21 protein-coding genes are annotated in these 21,425 nt (G+C 66.1%); 15 read left to right on the forward strand and 6 right to left on the reverse strand.

What is annotated here, in order from left to right:
• Nucleotides 1-128: 128 nt before the first annotated feature.
• Nucleotides 129-905, forward strand: coding sequence for an SDR family oxidoreductase (locus VGG53_RS14280; RefSeq protein ID WP_331518713.1), 777 nt, complete (start codon nucleotides 129-131; stop codon nucleotides 903-905).
• Nucleotides 902-2,116, forward strand: coding sequence for a zinc-binding dehydrogenase (locus tag VGG53_RS14285; RefSeq protein WP_331518714.1), 1,215 nt, complete (start codon nucleotides 902-904; stop codon nucleotides 2,114-2,116). Before VGG53_RS14280 ends, VGG53_RS14285 begins: the two co-directional genes overlap by 4 nt.
• A gap of 120 nt (nucleotides 2,117-2,236) precedes the next feature.
• On the opposite strand, the gene VGG53_RS14290 is transcribed toward VGG53_RS14285, so the two are convergent.
• Both VGG53_RS14290 and VGG53_RS14295 read right to left on the reverse strand, forming a co-directional pair.
• Nucleotides 2,237-2,893 carry an L-fuculose-phosphate aldolase gene (locus VGG53_RS14290; RefSeq protein ID WP_331518715.1) on the reverse strand — a complete coding sequence of 219 codons (657 nt, stop codon included), beginning with the start codon at nucleotides 2,891-2,893 and terminating at the stop codon, nucleotides 2,237-2,239.
• The gene (locus VGG53_RS14295) at nucleotides 2,890-3,870 is read right to left on the reverse strand and encodes an NAD(P)-dependent oxidoreductase (protein ID WP_331518716.1); all 981 of its coding nucleotides are present in this window, start codon (nucleotides 3,868-3,870) and stop codon (nucleotides 2,890-2,892) included. The genes VGG53_RS14290 and VGG53_RS14295 overlap by 4 nt, the downstream gene beginning before the upstream one ends.
• Nucleotides 3,871-3,891: 21 nt before the next feature.
• On the opposite strand from VGG53_RS14295, the gene VGG53_RS14300 reads away from it, so the two are divergent.
• The gene (locus VGG53_RS14300) at nucleotides 3,892-5,214 is read left to right on the forward strand and encodes a xylulokinase (RefSeq protein WP_331518717.1); all 1,323 of its coding nucleotides are present in this window, start codon (nucleotides 3,892-3,894) and stop codon (nucleotides 5,212-5,214) included.
• Here the strand turns inward: VGG53_RS14300 and VGG53_RS14305 are convergent.
• Both VGG53_RS14305 and VGG53_RS14310 read right to left on the reverse strand, forming a co-directional pair.
• Nucleotides 5,206-6,126 carry a class I SAM-dependent methyltransferase gene (locus tag VGG53_RS14305; protein ID WP_331518718.1) on the reverse strand — a complete coding sequence of 307 codons (921 nt, stop codon included), beginning with the start codon at nucleotides 6,124-6,126 and terminating at the stop codon, nucleotides 5,206-5,208. The genes VGG53_RS14300 and VGG53_RS14305 overlap by 9 nt on opposite strands.
• Entirely contained in the window at nucleotides 6,123-7,061 is a 939-nt protein-coding gene (locus VGG53_RS14310) for a class I SAM-dependent methyltransferase (protein WP_331518719.1), read from the reverse strand. Before VGG53_RS14310 ends, VGG53_RS14305 begins: the two co-directional genes overlap by 4 nt.
• A gap of 319 nt (nucleotides 7,062-7,380) precedes the next feature.
• Between VGG53_RS14310 and secY the strand changes: the two genes are divergently transcribed.
• From secY to VGG53_RS14345, 7 genes are all read left to right on the forward strand, one after another.
• Nucleotides 7,381-8,706 (forward strand): preprotein translocase subunit SecY, encoded by a 1,326-nt coding sequence (gene secY / locus VGG53_RS14315; protein ID WP_331518720.1) that lies wholly within the window; start codon nucleotides 7,381-7,383, stop codon nucleotides 8,704-8,706.
• Complete coding sequence (locus tag VGG53_RS14320) at nucleotides 8,703-9,248, forward strand: adenylate kinase (RefSeq protein WP_331518721.1); 546 nt, start codon at nucleotides 8,703-8,705, stop codon at nucleotides 9,246-9,248. Before secY ends, VGG53_RS14320 begins: the two co-directional genes overlap by 4 nt.
• Nucleotides 9,249-9,250: 2 nt before the next feature.
• The gene (gene map / locus VGG53_RS14325) at nucleotides 9,251-10,051 is read left to right on the forward strand and encodes a type I methionyl aminopeptidase (RefSeq protein WP_331518722.1); all 801 of its coding nucleotides are present in this window, start codon (nucleotides 9,251-9,253) and stop codon (nucleotides 10,049-10,051) included.
• 63 nt (nucleotides 10,052-10,114) lie between these two features.
• Entirely contained in the window at nucleotides 10,115-10,651 is a 537-nt protein-coding gene (locus tag VGG53_RS14330) for a sigma-70 family RNA polymerase sigma factor (protein ID WP_331518797.1), read from the forward strand.
• On the forward strand, nucleotides 10,648-12,297 hold the full coding sequence (locus tag VGG53_RS14335) for a carotenoid oxygenase family protein (RefSeq protein ID WP_331518723.1): 1,650 nt from the start codon (nucleotides 10,648-10,650) through the stop codon (nucleotides 12,295-12,297). The genes VGG53_RS14330 and VGG53_RS14335 overlap by 4 nt, the downstream gene beginning before the upstream one ends.
• A 76-nt stretch (nucleotides 12,298-12,373) precedes the next feature.
• On the forward strand, nucleotides 12,374-12,907 hold the full coding sequence (locus tag VGG53_RS14340; protein ID WP_331518724.1) for a sigma-70 family RNA polymerase sigma factor: 534 nt from the start codon (nucleotides 12,374-12,376) through the stop codon (nucleotides 12,905-12,907).
• Nucleotides 12,908-12,977: 70 nt separating this feature from the next.
• On the forward strand, nucleotides 12,978-13,718 hold the full coding sequence (locus tag VGG53_RS14345) for a zf-HC2 domain-containing protein (RefSeq protein WP_331518725.1): 741 nt from the start codon (nucleotides 12,978-12,980) through the stop codon (nucleotides 13,716-13,718).
• A gap of 26 nt (nucleotides 13,719-13,744) precedes the next feature.
• On the opposite strand, the gene VGG53_RS14350 is transcribed toward VGG53_RS14345, so the two are convergent.
• On the reverse strand, nucleotides 13,745-15,085 hold the full coding sequence (locus VGG53_RS14350; protein WP_331518726.1) for an FAD-binding oxidoreductase: 1,341 nt from the start codon (nucleotides 15,083-15,085) through the stop codon (nucleotides 13,745-13,747).
• The gene (locus VGG53_RS14355) at nucleotides 15,043-16,215 is read right to left on the reverse strand and encodes an NAD(P)/FAD-dependent oxidoreductase (RefSeq protein ID WP_331518727.1); all 1,173 of its coding nucleotides are present in this window, start codon (nucleotides 16,213-16,215) and stop codon (nucleotides 15,043-15,045) included. Before VGG53_RS14355 ends, VGG53_RS14350 begins: the two co-directional genes overlap by 43 nt.
• 141 nt (nucleotides 16,216-16,356) lie before the next feature.
• Here VGG53_RS14355 and VGG53_RS14360 point away from each other — a divergent pair, with 141 nt between their 5' ends.
• Genes VGG53_RS14360 through VGG53_RS14380 form a run of 5 tightly spaced genes read left to right on the forward strand, consistent with a single transcriptional unit; the run spans nucleotide 16,357 to nucleotide 21,383 of the window.
• Nucleotides 16,357-18,090 (forward strand): thiamine pyrophosphate-binding protein, encoded by a 1,734-nt coding sequence (locus VGG53_RS14360; protein ID WP_331518728.1) that lies wholly within the window; start codon nucleotides 16,357-16,359, stop codon nucleotides 18,088-18,090.
• On the forward strand, nucleotides 18,071-18,736 hold the full coding sequence (locus VGG53_RS14365) for an SRPBCC family protein (RefSeq protein ID WP_331518729.1): 666 nt from the start codon (nucleotides 18,071-18,073) through the stop codon (nucleotides 18,734-18,736). Before VGG53_RS14360 ends, VGG53_RS14365 begins: the two co-directional genes overlap by 20 nt.
• A 7-nt stretch (nucleotides 18,737-18,743) precedes the next feature.
• Entirely contained in the window at nucleotides 18,744-19,775 is a 1,032-nt protein-coding gene (locus VGG53_RS14370; RefSeq protein ID WP_331518730.1) for a 3-oxoacyl-ACP synthase III family protein, read from the forward strand.
• Entirely contained in the window at nucleotides 19,775-20,818 is a 1,044-nt protein-coding gene (locus VGG53_RS14375; protein ID WP_331518731.1) for an aminotransferase class I/II-fold pyridoxal phosphate-dependent enzyme, read from the forward strand. The genes VGG53_RS14370 and VGG53_RS14375 overlap by 1 nt, the downstream gene beginning before the upstream one ends.
• Before the next feature lie 46 nt (nucleotides 20,819-20,864).
• Nucleotides 20,865-21,383 carry a MarR family transcriptional regulator gene (locus tag VGG53_RS14380; protein WP_331518732.1) on the forward strand — a complete coding sequence of 173 codons (519 nt, stop codon included), beginning with the start codon at nucleotides 20,865-20,867 and terminating at the stop codon, nucleotides 21,381-21,383.
• Nucleotides 21,384-21,425 lie beyond the last annotated feature (42 nt).

A 21,425-nucleotide genomic window follows, 5' to 3' on the forward strand; every position in this document is an offset into this window, starting at 1 on the left:
CCTCTCTGCGTACAGCTGATCTATTACTTAGCCAATATAACGAGCGTACCATGCCGGTGATTGAGTGTTTATGCAGGTAAATTGCCGAAACCCATGTCGGGTGGCCTCATTCGCGCAACGCTTTGGCCATGGCGTACGCGGCGGCGGGCAAGCGGGTGCTGATCACCGGGGCGTCGTCGGGCATCGGAGCCGCACTGGCCCGGCGGCTGGCCGGCCACGGGGCGATGGTCGGGTTGGTTGCCCGCCGGGCGGAGCGGCTGGCACAGGTCTTGGCCGACTGCCGCCAGACCTCGCCGGATTCGACGATGTGGGTGGCCGATCTGGCCGACACCGCCACGGTCGCCGAGCTGGGCTTGCACGCCTGGGACGGCTTGGGCGGGATCGACGTGCTGGTCAACAACGCCGCGGTGCCGAAACGTCGCGCGGTCGATGCGCTGGATCCCGCCGACGTCGAGGCCGTCATGCGGATCAACTTCTTCGCCCCGATGCGACTGACGCTGGCGATCCTGCCCCGGATGCTGGCGCGACAACAGGGTGTCATCGTCAACGTGTCCAGTGTCGGTGGGCGACTGGGCATCGTCCACGAAACGGCATACTGTGCAAGCAAATTCGCAATGTGCGGGTGGAGCGAGTCAATGGCCGTCGACCTGCACGGCACCGGTGTCTGCGTCAAGCTGATCGAACCCGGACCCGTCGACACCGAGATCTGGGATCAGCCCGGCAGTGAGGAACCGCTCTACCAAGGGCCCAAGGTGCCGGCCGAAGAGGTGGCCGACGGGATCATCACGGCCCTGGGCGTCGACCGTTTCGAGCATTACCTGCCGGACATGAAAGCGGTCGTCGATGCCAAAAACGCCGACATCGACGCGTACATCGCCGGAGCGGCCGGCATGGCACCCCGATGAAAGCGCTGGTGTTCGGCGTGCCGCCGCAGCCGTCGGACGGGCCCGTCGACGCACTGACCCACAGCCCGGTCGGACTGCGACAAATACCGGATCCTCAACTGCTGCACGATGATTGGGTGATCACCCGACCTCGGCTGACCGGTATCTGCGGCTCAGACTCCAAGCAGATCTTGCTGGACTTCGGCGAGGGCGACGCGGACAACGCGATGGCGGCCTTCTGCTCGTTTCCGCAAGTGATGGGCCACGAAGTGGTCGCCGACGTGGTCCAGTTGGGGCCGAAGGCGCACGGCCTGGAGGTGGGCCAGCGGGTCGTGCTCAACCCGTGGCTGTCCTGCGGGCCGCGTGGCATCGAACCGCCGTGCCCGGCGTGCCAAACCGGTGACTACAGCCTGTGCTGGAGCTTCTGCGACGGCGACATCAAACCGGGGATACACACCGGTGTGTCGGCCGACGTGACCGGTGGTTACGCCGAGTTGATGCCCGCCCACGACAGCATGGTGTTCGCGGTGCCCGATTCGGTGCCCGACGAGCTGGCGGTGTTCGCCGATCCGTTTTCGGTGTCGCTGCATGCCATCACCCGCCACCCGCCGCCGCGATCGGGCCGGGTATTGGTTTACGGCGCCGGCGCGTTGGGGCTGGGCGCGGTGGCCATACTGCGGACGCTGTATCCGGACGTCGCCATTGCGGTGGTGGCCCGGTTCGACGCCCAGGCCGAGCTGGCTCGCCGGTTCGGTGCTGTCCTGGTGCTGGCGCACGAGCCCCGGCTGGCAGTCATCGAGCAGCTGGTGGCCTGGGGCGGCGGCCGGCTGTGGCAACCGCTGCAAGGGTTGCCGATGGCCTACCCGGGCGCCGTCGACGTCGTCTACGACACCGTCGGAAAACCGGAGACGTTCGAAGTCGGCGTGCGCGTCTTGGCTGCCCGGGGGACCCTGGTCAAAGCGGGCGTGCACGCTCCGGGCCGATGGGAGTGGAGTCCGCTATATTTCAAGGAGATCAGCTGGGTCGGCAGCAATGCGTTCGGCGTCGAGGAAGTCGACGGGCACCGCAGGCACGCGATCGCGCACTACCTCGACCTGGTGGTCGACGGCCGAATTGATCTGCGGCCCATGCTGACTCACACGTTCGGGCTCGATCAGTGGCGCGACGCCTTGCTGGCCATCGCGAACCAGGGCGACAGCGGTGCCGTCAAGGTGGCCTTCGACCAGCGCTGAGATGTACTCTCGACACCCCGAAATCGAGTGTGAACTCAGGGTTTTCAGTGTGCGGTCAGGGCGGCTAGGTCGGCGAAAACCCGCCGTATGCTCACGCTCGACGCCAGATCTTCACGCTCGCTACATCGGGTTAGCGCGCAGGTACCCGTACACGCCGGCGAAGTTGGCGTTGACATCCTCTGGAATCGGGACGGGCCCGCCGAGAGCTCGTGCCCCCCAGACGATTTGAGCGGTCCGCTCGACCAGCGCGGTGACGTGCAGGACCTTGTCCGGCCGCGGACCGACTGCGACCAGCCCGTGGTTGGCGATCAGCGCCGCGGCGCGGCCTTCCAGTGCTTTCACCGCGTTGCTTCCGACCTCGGGTGTGCCCGATGCCGCGTAGTCGCTGCAGCGGATGTCGCCGCCGCAGTAGATGGCGAATTCGTCGATGCAGGCCGGGATCGGCTGATGCGCGATCGCGAACATGGTGGCCCACACCGGGTGAGAGTGGATGACGCTGCCGATGTCGTCGAACGCCTGGTAGCAGGCCAGGTGCAGCTTCATCTCGGTCGACGGTGATCGGCCGTCGGCGGCCTGCAGCACGGCACCGTCCGCATCGACCACCACCAGGTCGTCGAGCGTCATGTCGGAATAGTCGACCGAGGAGGGGGTGATCACCAGGTTGCCGTCTTCGCGTCGGGCCGAGATGTTGCCCGCGGTGCCCTCGACCAGGCCCCGGCGCAGCATGTCCTTGGCCGCTGCCAGCACCGCCGTTTCTGTGTTGTCGACGAATCTCATGAGGTCAGCACCTCCGGGTTGACGATATGGGCCGGCGTTCTGCCGCACAGCAGCGCTTCCAGGTCGTCGGCGACCATCTGAGCCTGGCGCGCCTCAGTGTTCCACGTCGCTCCGCCGATGTGGGGTGTGAGCACCACATTGGGCATCGCGATCAGCGGGTGGTCGGTCGGCAGCCATTCCCCGACGAAGTGGTCCAGGCCGGCGGCGGCAACCTTGCCGTTGCGCAGCGCATCGACAAGCGCATCGGTGTCGTGCAACTGCGCCCGTGCGCTGTTGAGGAACACCACACCGTCGCGCATGGCCGCGAACTGCGCGGCGCCGATCAGCCCGGCGATGTCCGCGGTCACCGGTGCGTGCACCGAGACGATGTCGGCCTCGGCGAGCAGCTCGTCCAGGCTGTGCCGGGCCTCCTCGTTGTACGGGTCGTGGGCGATGACCCGCATGCCGAGTCCGGCCAACCGCCACTGGACCGCCCGCCCCACGGCGCCGAGGCCGATCAGCCCGGCTGTTCGGCCGGCGACCTCCCACGCGCGGAAGCGCTGATACGGAATGCTGCCGCCGCGGAACACCTCGCCGGCCCGCACGTCGGCGTCGGCGGCAAGCAGCTGACGGGTAGCGGCGAACAGCAGGGCCACCGTCATCTCGGCGACCGCATCCGCGTTGCGTCCCGGTGTGTTCAGCACCGGAATTCCGGCCGCGGTCGCGCCCGCGACGTCGACGTTGTTGGGATCCCCGCGGGTGGATGCGATAGCCCGCAAGCCCAACTCGAACACCGGTCCGCTGACCGAATCACTCTCTACCACAACGATATCGGCGCCCTCGGCGGAGATTCGCTCGGCCAGCTGCTCGCCGGAGTAGATGCGCAGCGGAGCCTGATCGATCCACGGGTCGTAGACGACATCGACTAACTGCCGCAACTTTTCGAAGCCCTCGCCACGCAGCGGGGCCGTCACCAAAGCACGCGTCACGACTGCCAATGCTGGCGTACGGTGACGCCGGTGTCACGCAAAGAGGTCACAATCGGCATCGACATCGGCACTACCGCCGTCAAAGCGGTCGCCGCCGATGAGGATGGCCGGGTGGTCGCGCGGGCACGGATTCCGCACGAGCTGCGGGTGCCGGCGCCGGATCGGCTGGAGCACAACGCCGACGAGGCATGGCGACGGGGTCCATTGGCGGCGCTGAAGCAACTGGCGCGCCCGGACGCGCGGGCGGTCGCCGTTTCCGCGATGGTCCCCTCGCTGACCGCCGTCGATGCCGCCGGCCATCCGATCACGCCGGGGCTGCTTTACGGGGACAGCCGGGGCCGGGTTGCCAACGCCGACACCGGGGGACCGTTCCCGATGGGCGAGGCCGCCGAATTCCTGCGCTGGACTGCCGCGCACGCGCCGGACGCGGCGGGATATTGGCCGGCTCCGGCGGTGGCCAACTATGCGCTGGCGGGGGAGGCGGTGGTCGACTTTCCGACCGCCTATACCGGGCTACCGCTGTTCGACGGCACCGGTTGGAACGCGCAGGAGTGTGCGCAGCGCGGTGCGACGGTCGATCGGATGCCTCGGGTCGAAGCTCCGGGCGCCGCGGTCGGGCGGGTCGGCGACGCGGTGCTCGCGGTCGGGGCCATTGACGCGCTGTGCGAGCAGATGGTTTCCGGCGCCGACGAAGTCGGAGACGTGCTGGTGCTGTGCGGCACCACGCTGATCGTGTGGGTGACCGTCCCCGAGGCGCGGCAGGTGCCGGGCCTGTGGACCATCCCGACGATGACTGGTAAGAGCCAGATCGGTGGGGCGAGCAACGCCGGCGGGCTCTTTCTCGGATGGGTCGATGGTGTCCTTGGGCCGGGGGACCCGGAGTCAACCGATCCGTGCCGGGTGCCGGTGTGGTCGCCGTATCTTCGCGGCGAGCGCACGCCGCTGCATGACCCCGACCGTCGCGGAATGCTCGACGGCTTGGACCTCAGCCACGACGCGGCAGCGCTGCGGCGGGCCGCCTACGAGGCGTCCGGGTTCGTCGTCCGTCAGATCATCGAGCTGAGCGGAGCGGACGTGTCGCGGATCGTGGCCGGTGGTGGCGGTACCCGGGTGCAGCCCTGGATGCAGGCCGTCGCCGACGCCACCGGGCGGCCGGTGCAGGTGTCCGGGGTCGCCGAAGGGGCGGCATTGGGTGCGGCGTTCCTGGGCCGGATGGCGGTGGGTGCGGAGTCGGCGATCAGCGACGCCGCCCGATGGGCCGCCGTCGAGCGGGTGGTCGAGCCGAGCCCGGCCTGGGCCGGCCCGGTGGGAGAGCGTTACCACCGGTTCCTGGAGCTGGCGTCGTTACGGTAGCTCCGCCGAGACGTATCTGATGTCCCCGAACGCGACCATCGAGGGAGCGTCGGGAAATTCGAAACCGTTCTCGGCGTAGAGCTCCGGCGTCGTGTGCACGGTCGTCTGCCAGCCGCGGGCGGCCAGGTACTCCACGACGTCGTTGCGCTCGCCGTCGTAGACCAGCTCGGCCCAGTTCATGTTCAACCCGAGGCGACGCCAGCGTTCGCTGATCTCCTTGCCCCGCTTGGCGATTCGATCACGGATGTCGGGGACGTAGCCGGTGCCGATTCTGCTGCCGCTGAAACTGAGCGTGGTGATCGTGTCGAACAGCCGATCCTGCGCATCCGGCGGCAAGTAACCCAACAGTCCCTCGGCGATCCACGCGGTCGGGCGTTGGGAGTTGAACCCGATGTCTTGCAAGGCGCCCACCCAGTCGTCGCGCAGGTCGACGGCGACCGCCTTGCGGTCCGCGGTCGGGACCGCACCCAGGTCGGCCAGTGTGCGGGTTTTGAATTCGATGACCTGTGGCTGGTCGATTTCATAGACCAGGGTTCCGGACGGCCACGGCAGCCGGTAGGCGCGGGTGTCGAGCCCGGCCGCCAGGATGACGCCTTGGCGCACCCCCGCCGCGGCGGCGTCGGTGAAGAAGTTGTCGAAGAACCGGGTCCGGACCGCCATTCCCTCGGCCAGCCGCTGCGGGGTGAACGCCGGATCGTCGTCGGCGAGGTCGAGATCGCCGTTCATCATCTTGATGAAGGCCTCGACGCCGACCGCGTTGACCAGTGGCTCGGCGAAGGGGTCGTCGATCAGGGGATTGGGCCCTTTCGAGGCCATCGCGCGACGAGCCGCCACCGCGGTGGCGGTGGCGCCCACACTGGACGCCAAATCCCAGCTGTCCCCGTCGTATCGTGCGGTGTCACCTGCGGTCATGTCCTGACCCCTCCTTTTGCGAGCCAGCCGCGTGTTGCGACGACGGAGACGATGTTGCGGAAGCCGGCCAGCGCGTCGTCGCCGGGGAAGACGCGGCCGTATTCACCGAAAAGGTCCCGGCGATTGCGGGCGGCCACGTCCCAGCCCCGATCGGTGAGATAGTCCGCGACGTTGCTGCGCTGGCCCTCGTAGAACAGCCCCGACAAGTCGACGTCGCAGCCGAGGTTGGCCCAGCGGTCGTTCATCGCCTGGCCACGCTCGGCGAACGTCGGACCGGTGTCCGGGTGGTATTCGGTGGCCAGCCGGCTGCCCGGTGCGCTGAGCGCGGCGATGTGGTCGAAGAGCCGATCCTGAGCCTCCGGCGGCAGGTACATCAACAGTCCCTCGGCGCTCCAGGCTGACGGCTTGGTGTCATCAAACCCGCTGTCGCGCAACGCGGCCGGCCAATCCTCGCGCAGGTCGATGCTGACCGTGCGGCGCTGCGCCGTCGGTTCGGCGCCCAGCCGCGCCATGGTCTCGGTCTTGAACGCGACGACCTTGGGCTGATCGACTTCGTAGACCACGCTGCCGGCCGGCCAGTTCAGCCGGTAGGCCCTGGCGTCCAGTCCGGCGGCCAGGATCACGGCCTGACCGATGCCCGCGGCGGCCGCGCCCAAGAAGAACTCGTCGAAAAACCGGGTGCGCACCGCCAGCGAGTCGGTTTCCGCCTGCAATTCCACGTTGCCGTTGTCGCCGGCGTCTCCCGGGTCGACGTCCCCGTCGACCACCCGGGTGAAGAAGTCGATGCCCACCGCCCGTACCAGCGGGGCGGCGAACGGGTCGTTGATGATCGGGTCGGTGTCCTCGGTGGCCAGCGCCCGGGCCGCCGCGACCATCGTCGCGGTGGCGCCCACGCTCGAGGCCAGGTCCCAACTGTCGGTATCGCTGCGCGTCATGGTCACCCTTTCGTCAACACCCAGCTGTAGTCACTTGATATTTAGCCAAGGTAAAGAGCCAATGAAACCTTACGCTTCGTCGCTGAGTACCCCCTGTCTGCCGGGCGTCTGGTTTCTGCGTGCAGCCACCCGTTTGCGGGATGGCGCTCCATGCGCTGTTAGTCTCGTAGACTGTCTGACGCGCGCGTGGACACGTCCTGGCCTGCATGTGCTCGGCGCGCGACGCAGGACCATGCAGGACAGTTCAGGGAACATCCATGCTGGTTTCACCAGCAGTGTAGGCACGCCGCGACCAGAGCTCGGCTGCGCAGGAGGAAGAGTGCTTTCGGCTTTCATCTCATCGCTGCGAACAGTCGACCTGAGGCGGAAGATCCTGGTCACGCTCGGCATCGTGATGCTGTATCGGTTGGGCGCGACGGTGCCGTCGCCCGGCGTCAACTACCCCAATGTGCAGAAGTGTCTCGTGCAGATCAGCGGCGGGGAGTCGGCGCAGATCTATTCATTGATCAACTTGTTCTCCGGTGGTGCGCTGCTGCAGCTGACCGTGTTCGCGGTCGGGGTGATGCCCTACATCACCGCGAGCATCATCGTGCAACTGCTCACCGTGGTGATTCCGCGGTTCGAAGAGCTGCGAAAAGAAGGCCAGTCCGGCCAGGCCAAGATGACTCAGTACACGCGTTATCTGGCGATTGCGCTGGCCATTTTGCAGGCCACCAGCATCGTGGCGCTGGCCGCCAACGGCGGGCTGCTGCAGGGCTGCAACCTCGACATCATCGCCGACCAGAGCATCTTCGGCCTGGTCGTCATCGTGCTGGTGATGACCGCGGGCGCGGCGCTGGTGATGTGGATGGGCGAGTTGGTCACCGAGCGCGGCATCGGCAATGGCATGTCGCTGCTGATCTTCGCGGGTATCGCCGCCCGAATCCCGGGTGAAGGCAAGAGCATTCTGGACAGCCGTGGCGGGGTGGTGTTCACCACGGTCTGCGTGGCCGCACTGATCATCGTCGTCGGCGTGGTGTTCGTCGAGCAGGGCCAGCGCCGCATCCCGGTGCAGTACGCCAAGCGCATGGTGGGCCGCCGCATGTACGGCGGCACCTCGACGTATCTGCCGCTGAAGGTCAACCAGGCTGGTGTTATCCCGGTGATCTTCGCGTCCTCGCTGATCTACATTCCGCACCTGATCACCCAGTTGATCCGCAGCGGCAGCGGCGGCCTGGGCAACAGCTGGTGGGACAAATTCGTCAGCAATTACTTGTCGAACCCCTCGAGCCCGGTCTACATCGGCATCTATTTCTCGCTGATCATCTTCTTCACGTACTTCTACGTGTCGATCACGTTCAACCCCGACGAGCGTGCCGACGAGATGAAGAAGTTCGGTGGCTTCATTCCCGGCATCCGGCCGGGAAAGCCGACCGCCGATTATCTGCGATACGTGCTGAGCAGGATCACGCTGCCGGGTTCGATCTACCTCGGTGTCATCGCGGTGCTGCCCAATCTCTTCCTGAACATCGGTAGCACCGGGACGGTGCAGAACCTACCGTTCGGTGGTACTGCGGTGCTGATCGCAATCGGTGTCGCGTTGGATACGGTGAAGCAGATCGAAAGTCAGCTCATGCAGCGCAACTACGAAGGGTTCCTCAAGTGAGAGTGGTGTTGCTTGGGCCGCCGGGAGCGGGCAAGGGTACCCAGGCCGAGAGGCTGGCCGAGAAACTCGAGATACCGCACCTGTCCACCGGTGAGCTGTTCCGGCAGAACATCAACAACAGCACCAAGCTGGGGCTGGAAGCCAAGCGCTACTTGGACGCCGGGGACCTGGTCCCGTCTGAACTCACCAACGAACTCGTCGACGACCGGCTGAGCGAGCCCGACGTAGGCGACGGTTTCATCCTGGACGGCTACCCGCGCTCGGTTCAGCAGGCCAAGGCGCTGCACGACATGCTCGAGCGCCGCGGGACCAGCCTCGATGCGGTGCTGGAGTTCCGGGTCTCCGAAGAGGTGTTGCTGGAACGGCTCAAATCGCGCGGCCGCGCCGATGACACCGACGACGTGATTCTCAACCGGATGAAGATCTACCGCGACGAGACCGCACCGCTGATCGAGTACTACAGCAGCGAGCTGAAGACCGTCGATGCCATCGGCTCCGTCGACGAGGTGTTCGCTCGCGCGTTGCGGGCCCTCGGGAAATAACGGTGATCGGCCTGGCCGGCCTGCGCAGTCGCAAGGTGGTGCCGCAGCGCAGCGCCGCTGAACTCGACGCAATGGCCGCTGCCGGGGCCGTGGTCGCCGCCGCCTTGCGGGCGGTGCGCGAGGCCGCGGGTCCTGGCGTCACCACGCATAGCCTCGACCAGATCGCCGAATCGGTGATTCGCGACGCCGGTGCGACGCCGTCTTTTCTCGGCTACCACGGCTATCCGGCGTCCATCTGCTCATCGGTGAACGACCGCGTCGTGCACGGCATCCCGTCTGCCGATGAGGAACTCGCCGCCGGAGACCTGGTCTCCATCGATTGCGGGGCAATCCTGGACGGCTGGCACGGCGACGCCGCGATCACGTTCGGCGTCGGCCAACTCATCCCCGCGGACGAACTGCTCTCGCAGGCGACCAAGGAGTCCATGGAGGCCGGGATCGCGGCGATGGTTCCCGGCAATCGCCTGACGGACGTGTCGCACGCCATCGAAACCGGCACGCACGCGGCCGAGGCCCGTTACGGGCGGAAGTTCGGCATCGTCGAGGGCTACGGCGGACACGGCATCGGCAGGCAGATGCACATGGATCCGTTTCTGCCGAACGAAGGAGTGCCCGGCCGCGGCCCGCTGCTGGCCGCCGGATCGGTGTTGGCGATCGAGCCGATGCTGACGCTGGGAGCGCGAAAAACGGTGGTGCTCGACGATCAGTGGACGGTCACTACCGCTGATGGTTCGCGTGCCGCACACTGGGAACACACCGTCGCTGTCACCGAAGACGGTCCCCGCATCTTGACCCTCGGTTGACGTCGTCCGGACGGGAGTGAACCGAACGGGCGTCTGGACCGTGTCATCACCGAGAGGCTGGTGATGGACATACCGGACAGCGGCGCGGATGCGAGCGGTCTGCAGCGGCTGTGCGATCAACACGCCGCGGCTTTGTGGCGCTATGCGTGGCGGTTGACCGGTGATCATGCCCATGCCGAGGACGTGGTGCAGGAGACCTTGCTGCGGGCATGGCAACACCCGCACGTCCTCGACAACGGGCAGTCCCCCCGCGGCTGGCTTTACACGGTTGCCAGAAACCTGGTCATCGACGACCGACGCAGCGCCCGCTTCCGTCATGAGGTGATCCCGACGGACGGCTCGGGCCCGCCGGAGCCGTCTGGGCCCACGGAGTGGTCCGATGAGGCAACCGGGACGTTGAACCGGGCATTGATTTGCGATGCGATGGCGCAACTGTCCGAAGATCACCGGGCGGTGGTCGGCCGGTCCTACTACCAGGGCTGGACGACCGCCCAGATCGCCGCCGATCTTGGGATCGCCGAGGGCACGGTGAAGTCGCGGCTGCATTACGCGCTGCGAGCACTTCGCCAGGCGCTGGTGGAGATGGGTGTGACGCAATGACGGAATATCGGAACGGGAACACGCCGCAGGGCGCCCACGAGCATGAGACGTGGGACGCCGCTTACGTGTTGGGTGCGCTGTCGGATGCCGACCGGCGCGAATTCGAGGCGCACCTGACCGGTTGCGTCTCGTGCCGGGAAGCCGTAGCCGAGCTGGTCGCCATCGCGCCGATGCTGTCGTTGGTCGACGACGGGCAGGCCGCGGCGCCGCCATGCCCGGACCTGCTGCCCTCGCTGTTGGCGAAGGCCGATCAGCGGTCAGCCGCGGCCGCGGATTTGACGAAGCTGCAACCGGCGTTGGTGGCGGCGACGACTGTGCAGGCGGAGACGGTCTTCCCGGTCTTCCGCACCGGCAACTATGCCCCCGTCCACGACGAGCTGACGGCATTCGATCTGCCGGTAGAAGGCCGCATTCCCGCCGAGTTGAACGGCTGGTACCTGCGCAACGGCCCCAATCCCCGTTCGGGGGCCGGACATTGGTGTGTCGGCGACGGCATGGTGCACGGAATCCGATTGGAAAACGGTCGAGCCGCCTGGTACCGCAACCGCTGGGTGCGCACCGAGAGCTTCGAGAATCCCGTCCCGCTCTACGGCGACGACGGCAGCCGCAACCTGCACTCCAGCATCGCGAATACGCATGTCGTCCGGCACGCCGGCAAGACGCTCGCCCTGATGGAATTCTCGCTGCCCTATGAGATCAGCAATGACTTGAAAACGCTGGGCGCCTACGACTTCGGCGGCAAGCTGGCCGACTCGATGACGGCGCATCCGAAGATCTGCCCGACCACCGGGGAATTACATTTCTTCGGGTCCGGCAACATCTTCGAGCCGCACGTCAGCTATCACCGCGCCGATGCCGACGGCCGGCTGACAATCAGCCGTCCCATCGACGTGCCCGCGCTGACGTTGATGCACGACTTCGCGCTGACCGCCGAATATGTGGTGTTTCTTGATTTGCCGCTGCTGTTCAATCTGGGCGTTGCGCTCACCGGATCATTCGAGCGGGACCTACCGTACCGCTGGGATGACCAGTACCCGGCCCGCCTCGGCGTGCTGCGCCGTGACGATCCCTATGGCCAGTTGCGGTGGTTCGACATCGATCCGTGCTACGTCTTTCACGTCGCCAATGCCTACGATGTGGCGTCGCCCGGTGGGAACACCATTGTGCTCGAGGTGCTTCGGTACGACGAAATGTGGCGGGACAACAGTGAATTCGGGACCGACGCGACGTTGTGGCGGTGGACCATCAACCTGGACACCGGGGTGGTCGAGGAGCGCCAACTCGACGACCGTGGTGTGGAATTCCCGCGCGTCGACGATCGGCTCGCCGGCACCTCGGCCCGCTACTCTGTGGCGGTCGGCAGCGGCGCGCTCATCCAATATGACCTGCAACGTGATACCGCGATCGAGCATCGGTTCGGCGCGTACGGCAGGCCCGGTGCGCCGGGCGAGGCGGTGTTCGCGCCCGCGGCCGGACGGCCCGACGAACTGGCCGGTTGGTATTTGACCTACGTGTACGACCCGGCCACCGACAGCAGCGATCTCGTAGTGATCGACGCCGCAGACTTCGCGGGTGAGCCGGTGGCCCGGATCCGGATGCCGCGCCGTGTGCCACACGGCTTCCATGGCAACTGGATCTCCGACTGAGCCAGACCGCGGTGCCCAATCGCCACAATGAACTGGAAAGGCGCGCAGCTCGTATCACTGTCAAGGAGGTGATCGAGTGAGTCGACTCAGCGGTGCGTCTAACGACGAAGCCGCGTTGATGAAGGCGCTCTACGACGAGCACGCCGCGCCGTTGTGGCGTTATGCGTTGCGGTTGACCGGTGATGCCAGTCGGGCCGAAGACGTGGTTCAGGAGACGCTTTTGCGGGCATGGCAGCATCCCGAGGTGATCGGTGACGCCGAGCGCTCGTCGCGTGCATGGCTTTTCACCGTCGCTCGCAACATGATCATCGACGAACGCCGCAGCCCGAAGTTCCGCAATATCGTTGGCTCGCTCGACGATTCGGGAGCATCAGAGCAGTCCACTCCCGACGAGGTCGACTCGGCACTGGACCGGCTGCTGATCGCTGATGCCATGGCCCAGATGTCGGCCGACCACCGAGCCGTTGTCGAGCGGTCCTACTACCGGGGATGGACCACTGCCCAGATCGCCGCTGATCTTGACATCGCCGAGGGGACTGTCAAGTCGCGGCTACACTACGCGGTGCGGGCCCTGCGACTGTCTCTGCAAGAGATGGGGGTGACCCGATGATGAATTTTCCGGCCATCCGGGCGGCCATCGGCTACGAATGCCTGTTCATGGCAGTAATTGGGGGAACACGATGAGGGTGATCCGAGGTTTCGGCCCGCCCGGGGACAATGACCTGTCCGCCGGCGACAGCCACGACTATGCGACGTGGGACGCCGCCTACGTATTGGGGTCGTTGTCGCCCGCCGATCGGCGGGAGTTCGAGGCACACCTGAGCGGCTGTCCGTTGTGCAGCCAGGCTGTGAGCGAACTCAGTGGCATGCCCGCCCTGCTCTCCAAGCTCGACGGCGACACAGTCGCCGCGATCAATGCCGACAGCGCAGAGCCCCGGGAAATGGTGCCCAATCTGCTGCCGTCATTGCTGTCCGAGGTGGGCCGTCGTCGGCGCCGCGTTCGGATGGTGACGTGGACGTCGGGGGCCGCTGCGGCTGTGCTGCTGGCGATCGGTCTGTTCGTCGGCATCGCGGGCTACCACCCGGCCTCGTCGCCCCCGCAGGCCACTGTGTCTGCGCTGCCGATGGCTCAGGTTGGAACGACCGCGCTGGCCTCGACGGTATCGCTGAGCAGCCAGCACTGGGGCACCTACATCGATCTCAACTGTGTCTGCCTGGCCCCGCTGAATGCCCACCACGACAGGCTGGCAATGGTCGTGGTGAACCGCGACGGCACCCACACTCAGCTGGCCACCTGGGTCGCCGACCCGGGTCACACGGCGAACCCGGCCGGCAGCATCTCGACGCCGGTCGAGCAGATCGCCGCGGTGCAAATCGTTGCCGCAGACAACGGACACGTGCTGCTGCAGCGTTCGCTGTGAAATACCGTGTAGTGCAGGCGAATTAATTAATATCGCGCCATCCAGCTGTGAAACATGCCGTCCGGGTCGTAGGCGGTGCGCACCTGATCCAGGCGCGCCATGTTCGGTTCGGTGATGAACTCCGCGGGACGTCGGGCGAGATTCTCGTCGGCCAGCGAAATGCCGGTCGCCAGATGCGACATCGCCGCCATGTTGGACGGGGCCCAGTCGCCGTAGCGTTCGTCGTCGGCGGCATCGTGCCAAGCGGTGTAGAGGCCCAGATAGATCTCGTCTTCCACGCCATAGACCATCTCGGTGCGATCCGCCGACGGCTTCCAGCCGGCGAAGACGAAGTGCGATGGGTGCGGCGGCAACGTCTCGATGATCGTGCGGATTCCCGGCAGCAGTTCGTCGGCAGAGGCGCAGGTGAACATGTTGTCGACGATGTACCGGTGGCCCTGAGGGTATTTCGCCATGACTGCCGCATACCAGTTGGCCAGGTTCGTCGGCATATACGGCAGGTTCGCGGTTGCCCGGTCGATCACCGGGCAGGTGCCAAGGATCGCAAGAGCTTTCGCGGCCTCATCGTCGGAATCGGCGAACACCGGTGATGCGATAGCGATGGTCGGCTCGTCGGGCCCGACCTCCGGAGCGTTGCGCGAGGTGAGGACTTGCAGTTCAACCCGATCGTCGATTTCGCCGCTGATCGAGCGGCCCCAGCTGAATACCTCGTCGGCGACCTCGATCGGGTACAGGTACAGACAAGTGCCCAAGACGGCCGGGCGCCGGTGCAATCGCAGCGTGAATGATGTGACCACGCCGAAGAATCCGGGCCCGCTGCCGCGGGCGGCCCAGTACAGGTCGGGGTGATGCTGCGGGTCGCAGTAGAGCTTGTCGCCGTCGGCGGTCACGACCTCCAGTCCGAGCACGCTTTCGCATGCCGGCCCGACGACCTTGCTGTTCCAGCCGTATCCACCCTGCAGCAGATACCCGCCGAGGCGAATGCCTTCGCAGTGGCCCGCCGGGAAGAAGAGGCCCTGTGCGTCGAGGTCGGTCGCGAAGACGCTGGCGACCACGCCCGGCCCGACCCGGGCGATCATCGCGTCGGTGTCGATCCGGCAGTGATCGAGGCGGCTCACGTCCAGCAGCACTCCGCCGTCGCGAAGATGACTGGCGTTCCAACTGTGTCCGCCCGAGCGGACGCCGACTTGGTAGCCCTGGGCGCGGGCGTAGCGGATCGCGGTGATGACGTCGTCGGTGTCGCACGCTTGTACGATGACGTCTGGAAAGCGCTGCGGGACAATGCTGTTCCACACCGTCTCGCGGCGCGCCGGCTCGTATCCGGCTACACCGCGGTGGAAGAACCGCTTTGCGGTGAGTAGCGCCATTGATTCCCCTTTGTTGTGGCCGCCAGGTAGTGCGCGATCTGACCGGCCAGCGGTGTCGCTGCCAGCCGGATCGCGCGCAGCGGGCCGTTGGGTGGAATGCCGTAACCGATCGCGAACATCCCGTCACCCAGGTCCGATGCGAAACCGCCGTGCGGCTCGCCGTGCTCGTCGAGCACACCGAGATGGCCGACGAGACCGCCCAGATCGGTGTCGAAGCCGGTGGCGGCGATGATCACCTCGGGGGTGATACTGGTGCCGTCGGCCAGGATCACCCGGTCGGGCTCGAGGGCCGCGACCGCGGCCACCACGTCTATCCGGCCCGCCCGCACCACACTGACGAGCTCGTCGGCCAGCGTGGGGATTCGGCCCCGTTGTTCCACGGTCGCCTTCAGCCCGAGCGGCGGCCGACCGAAGCCGTAAATCGACAGGTCGCCCAGCAGCAGACGATTGAGCCGCGCAATGACCGGATCGACCAGGCGCGCCGGGATCCGTGCGAACAACTCGAGGAAGACGTCCGACGGGATCGGCCCGATGGCACGGCGCACCAGATGTGGCGGTGTGCGCACCGCCAGCCAGACCTTGCGGGCGCCGTTGCCGGCCAGCTGTACGGCGATGTCCGCCGCCGAATTACCCGCTCCGACAACGAGGACGTCGCGGCCGCGGAACGGCGAGGCGTTGCGGAAGTCGGCGGAATGCACCAGCTCCCCGGTGAATTGGTCGAGTCCGGGCCATGGCGGGACGGCGGGCGTGCGATACCGGCCGGTGGCCAGCACGACCGCGGGCGTTCGGATGTCACCTTGCGTGGTGTCCACCCGCCAGCCCCCGGTGGCGCGGTCGATGTGATTGACCTCACAGCCCACCGCGAGGGTGATGTTCTGCCGCCGAACGTAGCGGTCGAAATATCCGACCATGTCGTCCTTGGTCGGCCAACGCCCGGCGCTCAGCGGAATTCGTTGTCCGGGAAGGTGCGACAGATAGCCGTTGGTGTTCAGCCGGAAGTTGTCGTAGCGATTGCGCCACGAGATTGCCGGAGCGGCAGCCTTCTCGACGACCAGCGCTGAAATCCGGTGGCGGTGTTCGAGTTCGCGTGCGACGGCCAAACCGGCAGGCCCGGCTCCGACCACAACCACGTCAGGTCTGCTCCGGCGGTCATTGAACACGAGTTGCACAACTCCCTGTAGATGGTCCCGCCCATAACACGCTGGGCGACGCACTGTGGTTCATTGGCAAATCCTGTTGAACCCGATCGGCCTCGGTGTCGTGTCTTTGGTATGTCGAAGAAGCACCGGGTGGTCGACCACATCGTCGAGCATCTCGCCAGGACCGGAGTCGAATACATCTTCGGCGTCGACGGCGCCAACATCGAGGACCTTTACGACGCAGCCTATTTCCGGCCGGACATCACCGCCGTGCTGGCCAAGCATGAGTTTTCCGCCGGGACGATGGCCGATGGATACAGCCGCAGCGGCGCCGGACTGGGCGTGGTCGCTGCGACCTCCGGTGGGGGTGCGTTGAATCTTGTTCCTGCCCTTGGTGAATCGTTTACCAGTCGAATACCAGTGTTGGCACTGATTGGCCAACCGGCGACCGCAATGGATGGCCGGGGGAGCTTTCAGGACACCAGCGGGCGCAACGGCTCACTGAATGCCGAGGCGCTGTTCGCGCAAACATCGGTGTTCTGCAGGCGGGTGCGCAGTGCCGCCGACATTGCGACGGCGTTACCGGAGGCGATTGCCGCTGCGCACACCGGCGGCCCGGCAGTGCTCCTGCTGCCCAAAGACGTTCAGCAGTCCACCCTCGATCACGGATATTTGCCGGATGTCGCCCGGCAACGCGCGGTGGGTGATCCACAGCCGATCGTGCGCGCGCTGCGTCAGGTGACCGGGCCGGTCACGATCATCGCCGGCGAGCAAGTGGCCCGCGACGGCGCGCGCGCCGAACTCGCCGAGCTTCGCGGGTTACTGCGCGCACGGGTGGCCTGCGTGCCGGACGCGAAGGACGTCGCGGGAACTCCGGGTTTCGGTGCGTCGTCGTGGTTGGGAGTCACCGGTGTCATGGGCCACCCCGGTGTGGCCGAGGCGGTGGCCGGCAGCGGGCTGTGCCTGGTGGTGGGCACCCGGCTATCGGTGACCGCACGCTCTGGTCTCGATGACGCGCTGGCCGCCGTGCCGACGATCTCCATCGGATCGGCGCCGCCCTACCTTGCCTGCACCCACGTCCACACCGACGACCTGCGAGCATCGTTGCGGATGCTGACCGACGCACTCATCGGCGCGGGCCGGCCCACCGGCGTGCGGGTGCCCGACGTGATCGGGCATACCGAGCTCAGCCCGCCGGCGTTCGACGGCCAGGGCGTGCGCTATCGCGATGCGATGGCCGAGCTGGACCACGTGCTGCCGGCCGGAGTGGACATCGTGGTCGATGCCGGCAACACCGGCGCGGCGGCCATTCACTACCTGCCGGTGCGGCGCAGGGGCCGGTTCGCGGTCGCCCTGGGGATGGGCGGCATGGGCTACAGCTTCGGCGCCGGCATTGGAATGGCATTCGCCCGCAGAAAGACTCGAGGCCGCCGAGTGGTGGTGATCGCGGGCGACGGCGCATTCTTCATGCACGGCATGGAGGTGCACACCGCGGTGCATTACCGGCTTCCGATGACCTTCGTGCTGCTCAACAACAACGCCCACGCCATGTGCGTGACCCGAGAGCAGCTCTACTACAACGACTTCTACAGCTACAACCGGTTCTCGCCCAGTCACCTCGGGGCAGGCCTGGCCGCCATGTTCCCCAAGCTGTCATCGGTCGACGTCTGCGATGCAAAGGGATTGGCCTCCGCAGTGCGTGCATCGCTGAATGTCGATGGCCCGTCGGTGATCAGCGTCGAATGTGCCGCCGATGAAATTCCGCCCTTTGGTCCCTTCCTCGAAGCTGTATCAACCAATCGCCCTGCCAACCAACATATTCCATTCACACAGGAGGAACGCACACATGTCGCTGCCAGCGCTTGACGATATCGCCACCCACACCGGCACCGCCGAGCCGATCGACGGCGTGGTCCGCATCGAGACCACGCCACTGGAGGAGACGGCCGGAACCTTCTTCTCGCAGATGCGCTCGTCATATCCGCACAGCGACGTGTTCGGGCAGTACTGCACGGTCAACGACTACGTGGACTGCCCGCCTGACGAATTGTTCGAGTATCTGTCGGACACCCGAAGCCTGGAGGAGTGGACCTACACCCTGCGTGGCTTTACTCCGTCCGACGAACCGGGACTCTGGCTGGCCTACGACCGCTTGTTGCCCAACACCACGATCTACACCCGTACCGTTGTCAACTCGCAAGCGCGCACCGTCGACTATCACTGCGCATGGGACCAGGGCAGGCATCTGTGGATGATCTACCTGATGCGTGTCCTCGACGCACGGGTGGTGCTGGACAAGCCGGGTTCTGTTGTGCTGTGGACGAATTGCCGTCATCCGTTCTATGAACAGAACCCCTATCCTGAGACCGCCCCGCAGGAGCGTACCGGCTGGGTCGGCGACTTCTGGGACTTGTTCGGTCCTGGTCACGCGCTGGAGCTGAACAACCTCAAGAGCATCGCCGAATACCGCCATCGCCACAGTCTGCCGATCACCCCGGCATGGATGAGATGAGACTGCCATGAGCCATCCTTTTGATCAGGCCAACGTCAGTCTCATCGACGTTGCCAGCTATCTGCCCGGCGAGCCGATCGGTGCGGACTACTACGCGCAGTTCGCCGGATCCGATGAGCTACGTGACAGCGTCATGTTCCGTGCGCCCAAGTTCCGCCATCACGTCGGGCCTGACGAGACCGCGATCGACATGGTCGAACGCGCAGCGCAAGGACTGATCGAGCGGCACGGACGCGATGTCATCGAAAATGTCGACGTCTTGATCACCCACACCCAGATGCCGGACATGCCGTTCTACGGCGCCGGCGGTGGTATCGCTCACCGGTTGGGCATGCGGCCGCCCTGGGTGCTGGATCTACACAACGGCGGATGCGCGGCGTTCGTGTTGGCGCTCAACGTGGCCCGTCGACTGCTGGCATCGGGCGACGGGCACACCGCGCTGATCGCCGTCGCGCAGAATGCGGCTGGTCAGGTCTTCGACCAGCCCAGGGTGCGCCGCAAAGCGCAGTCCGCAATCCCCGGCGACGGCGCCGCGGTCGGACTGGTCACGCTGTCCGACCAGTCGCCCATCCTCGACGTCGAATGTCGTACCTACGGCGAATACGCCGGAGATATGACGATTGCCATGGACCAGCCCCGCAAATGGTGGCAGCCCGGCTCCGGGGAGGCCTGCATCGGTTTCACCGAGACCAAGATCGCCAAGGTGCTGGCGCGCGGCAATCGTCAGGTTCCCGAGGTGGCGTTGGCGGTATGTGACCGAATCGGGCTGAACTCCAAAGACATTGATCTGCTTGTCACTAACCAGCCCAACCGGATCTTTCTGCGCAATTGGCGGGAAGCCTTGGAGGTGTCCGAATCCAGACACCTCGATACCTTCGACGATTGCGGCAACCTGTTCGGAGCCGGGATCCCGGTCAACCTGGATCGTGCCATCTCCGAGGGCAGGGTCGAGGCCGGCGACATGATCATGATGGCCGCGTTCGCGCACGCCGGTGACTTCGCCGGGGCGGCAGCGGTGCGCTGGGGAGGGCGCAACTGATGGCCGAGCCCGCGCTCGGGACCTCGGTGACCGCCGAGATCCTTTCCACCCTCCCGCAGGCGGTTGACCCACTGGCTTTGTCGCTCAACGAAAGCCCGTTTCCGCCGCTGCCCGCGGTGCGCTCGGCTCTCGCCCAATGCCTCGACGTGGTCAATCGTTATCCGGAGTTTCTGCCCGGGCAGCTGCGCCGGATGATCGCCGACCGGGTGGGGCTGCAGGACGACCAAGTCGTGCTCGGATCGGGGGCATCGGGAGTCGCGATGCAGGTACTGCATGCAATCACCCGGCCCGGTGACCGGATCGTGCTGAGTACACCAACTTTCGACGGCTACCCCATCTTCGCCCAGATGGCCGGGCTGACCCCGGTCACCGTCCCGCTCGACAAGTACGGCTATCAGGACTTGGCGGCAATGGCCGAGGCCGCGGCGGACGCTCGCGTGGTGGTGTTGTGCCGACCGCACAATCCGACCGGTACATTGGAGCCGGCCCGGTCTGTTGAATGGTTCTTGCGGCAGATCCCCAGTGACACCATCGTGTTGCTCGACGAGGCGTACATCGAGTTTGTCGCCTCCCGATACCGTATCGACGGGCCCGACCTGGTTAGCCGCTTCCCGAATGTTGTTGTACTGCGCACCTTCTCCAAAGCCTACGGACTTGCCGGGTTGCGCATCGGCTACGGGTTCGCCGCACCCGAGTTGACCGGCATGTTGTGGACCATGCAGTTGCCGTTCGGCATGAGCAACCTCAGCGTGGCCGCGGTCGCTGCCTCGTACGACGCCGAAACTCAGCTTGCGCAACGCATCCGCCGGATCGTCGCCGAGCGCAATCATTTGCGTCTGCGCCTGATGGCGATGGGTGTCTACACCATGGACTCCCAGGCCAACTTCGTCTACCTGCCGATGGCGCGCCGGCCCTGGAGCGAGGTCTTCGCCGAGGTCGGCCTGCAGGCCCGCTGTTACCCGGACGGTGGCGCGCGAATCACCGTCGGTGATCTGCCGTCCACGCTGGCGGTGCTGTCCGCGGTGGAAAAGTCGCTGGCGTAGTGCTGCGGACGCCCGCATCGCCGGGCTGATTGCGGTATGAAAGGGCGTGGCCCCATCCAATGACCGCGCCAAATCCGACAACCGCGATCCGATCGCTGTCGCGCGGGTCAATTGGGAACGGGCCGGGTGGGGCGATGTCGCCGAGGGGATGGTCGCGGTGACCTCGGTGATGCGGGCCCACCAGATTTTGCTTGCTCGCGTTGAAAATGCCTTACGCCCATACGATTTGAGCTTTTCCCGGTTCGAGTTGCTGCGCTTGCTGGCGTTCAGCCGAAGCGGCGCGCTGCCGATCACCAAGGCCTCCGACCGGCTTCAGGTGCACGTCACCAGCGTCACGCACGCCATTCGCCGACTGGAGGCGAACAAGCTGGTGCAACGGGTGCCACACCCGACCGACGGCCGAACCACGCTGGTGCAGATCACCGACCTTGGCCGCTCGACCGTCGAGGACGCCACCGTCACGCTCAACGAGCAGGTGTTCAGCGATATCGGGATGTCCGACGGTGAGTCGCAGGCGCTGGCGTCGTCGATCGAGACATTGCGCCACAACGCCGGGGACTTCTAAGCGCGAGCAGTCGCAGAATCGCACGCGGAAGGCCCGCGCAAT

This window comes from Mycobacterium sp., from assembly GCF_036490025.1.
GTDB lineage: Bacteria > Actinomycetota > Actinomycetes > Mycobacteriales > Mycobacteriaceae > Mycobacterium.

What these genes read in the sequence shown, in the direction of transcription:
- VGG53_RS14280 (WP_331518713.1), top strand. Translation starts at nt 129, where the DNA reads ATGGCGTACGCGGCGGCGGGCAAGCGGGTGCTGATCACCGGGGCGTCG.
- VGG53_RS14285 (WP_331518714.1), top strand. Translation starts at nt 902, where the DNA reads ATGAAAGCGCTGGTGTTCGGCGTGCCGCCGCAGCCGTCGGACGGGCCC.
- VGG53_RS14290 (WP_331518715.1), bottom strand. Translation starts at nt 2,893, where the DNA reads ATGAGATTCGTCGACAACACAGAAACGGCGGTGCTGGCAGCGGCCAAG.
- VGG53_RS14305 (WP_331518718.1), bottom strand. Translation starts at nt 6,126, where the DNA reads ATGACCGCAGGTGACACCGCACGATACGACGGGGACAGCTGGGATTTG.
- VGG53_RS14310 (WP_331518719.1), bottom strand. Translation starts at nt 7,061, where the DNA reads ATGACGCGCAGCGATACCGACAGTTGGGACCTGGCCTCGAGCGTGGGC.
- VGG53_RS14330 (WP_331518797.1), top strand. Translation starts at nt 10,115, where the DNA reads ATGGACATACCGGACAGCGGCGCGGATGCGAGCGGTCTGCAGCGGCTG.
- VGG53_RS14335 (WP_331518723.1), top strand. Translation starts at nt 10,648, where the DNA reads ATGACGGAATATCGGAACGGGAACACGCCGCAGGGCGCCCACGAGCAT.
- VGG53_RS14345 (WP_331518725.1), top strand. Translation starts at nt 12,978, where the DNA reads ATGAGGGTGATCCGAGGTTTCGGCCCGCCCGGGGACAATGACCTGTCC.
- VGG53_RS14350 (WP_331518726.1), bottom strand. Translation starts at nt 15,085, where the DNA reads ATGGCGCTACTCACCGCAAAGCGGTTCTTCCACCGCGGTGTAGCCGGA.
- VGG53_RS14360 (WP_331518728.1), top strand. Translation starts at nt 16,357, where the DNA reads ATGTCGAAGAAGCACCGGGTGGTCGACCACATCGTCGAGCATCTCGCC.
- VGG53_RS14365 (WP_331518729.1), top strand. Translation starts at nt 18,071, where the DNA reads ATGTCGCTGCCAGCGCTTGACGATATCGCCACCCACACCGGCACCGCC.
- VGG53_RS14370 (WP_331518730.1), top strand. Translation starts at nt 18,744, where the DNA reads ATGAGCCATCCTTTTGATCAGGCCAACGTCAGTCTCATCGACGTTGCC.
- VGG53_RS14375 (WP_331518731.1), top strand. Translation starts at nt 19,775, where the DNA reads ATGGCCGAGCCCGCGCTCGGGACCTCGGTGACCGCCGAGATCCTTTCC.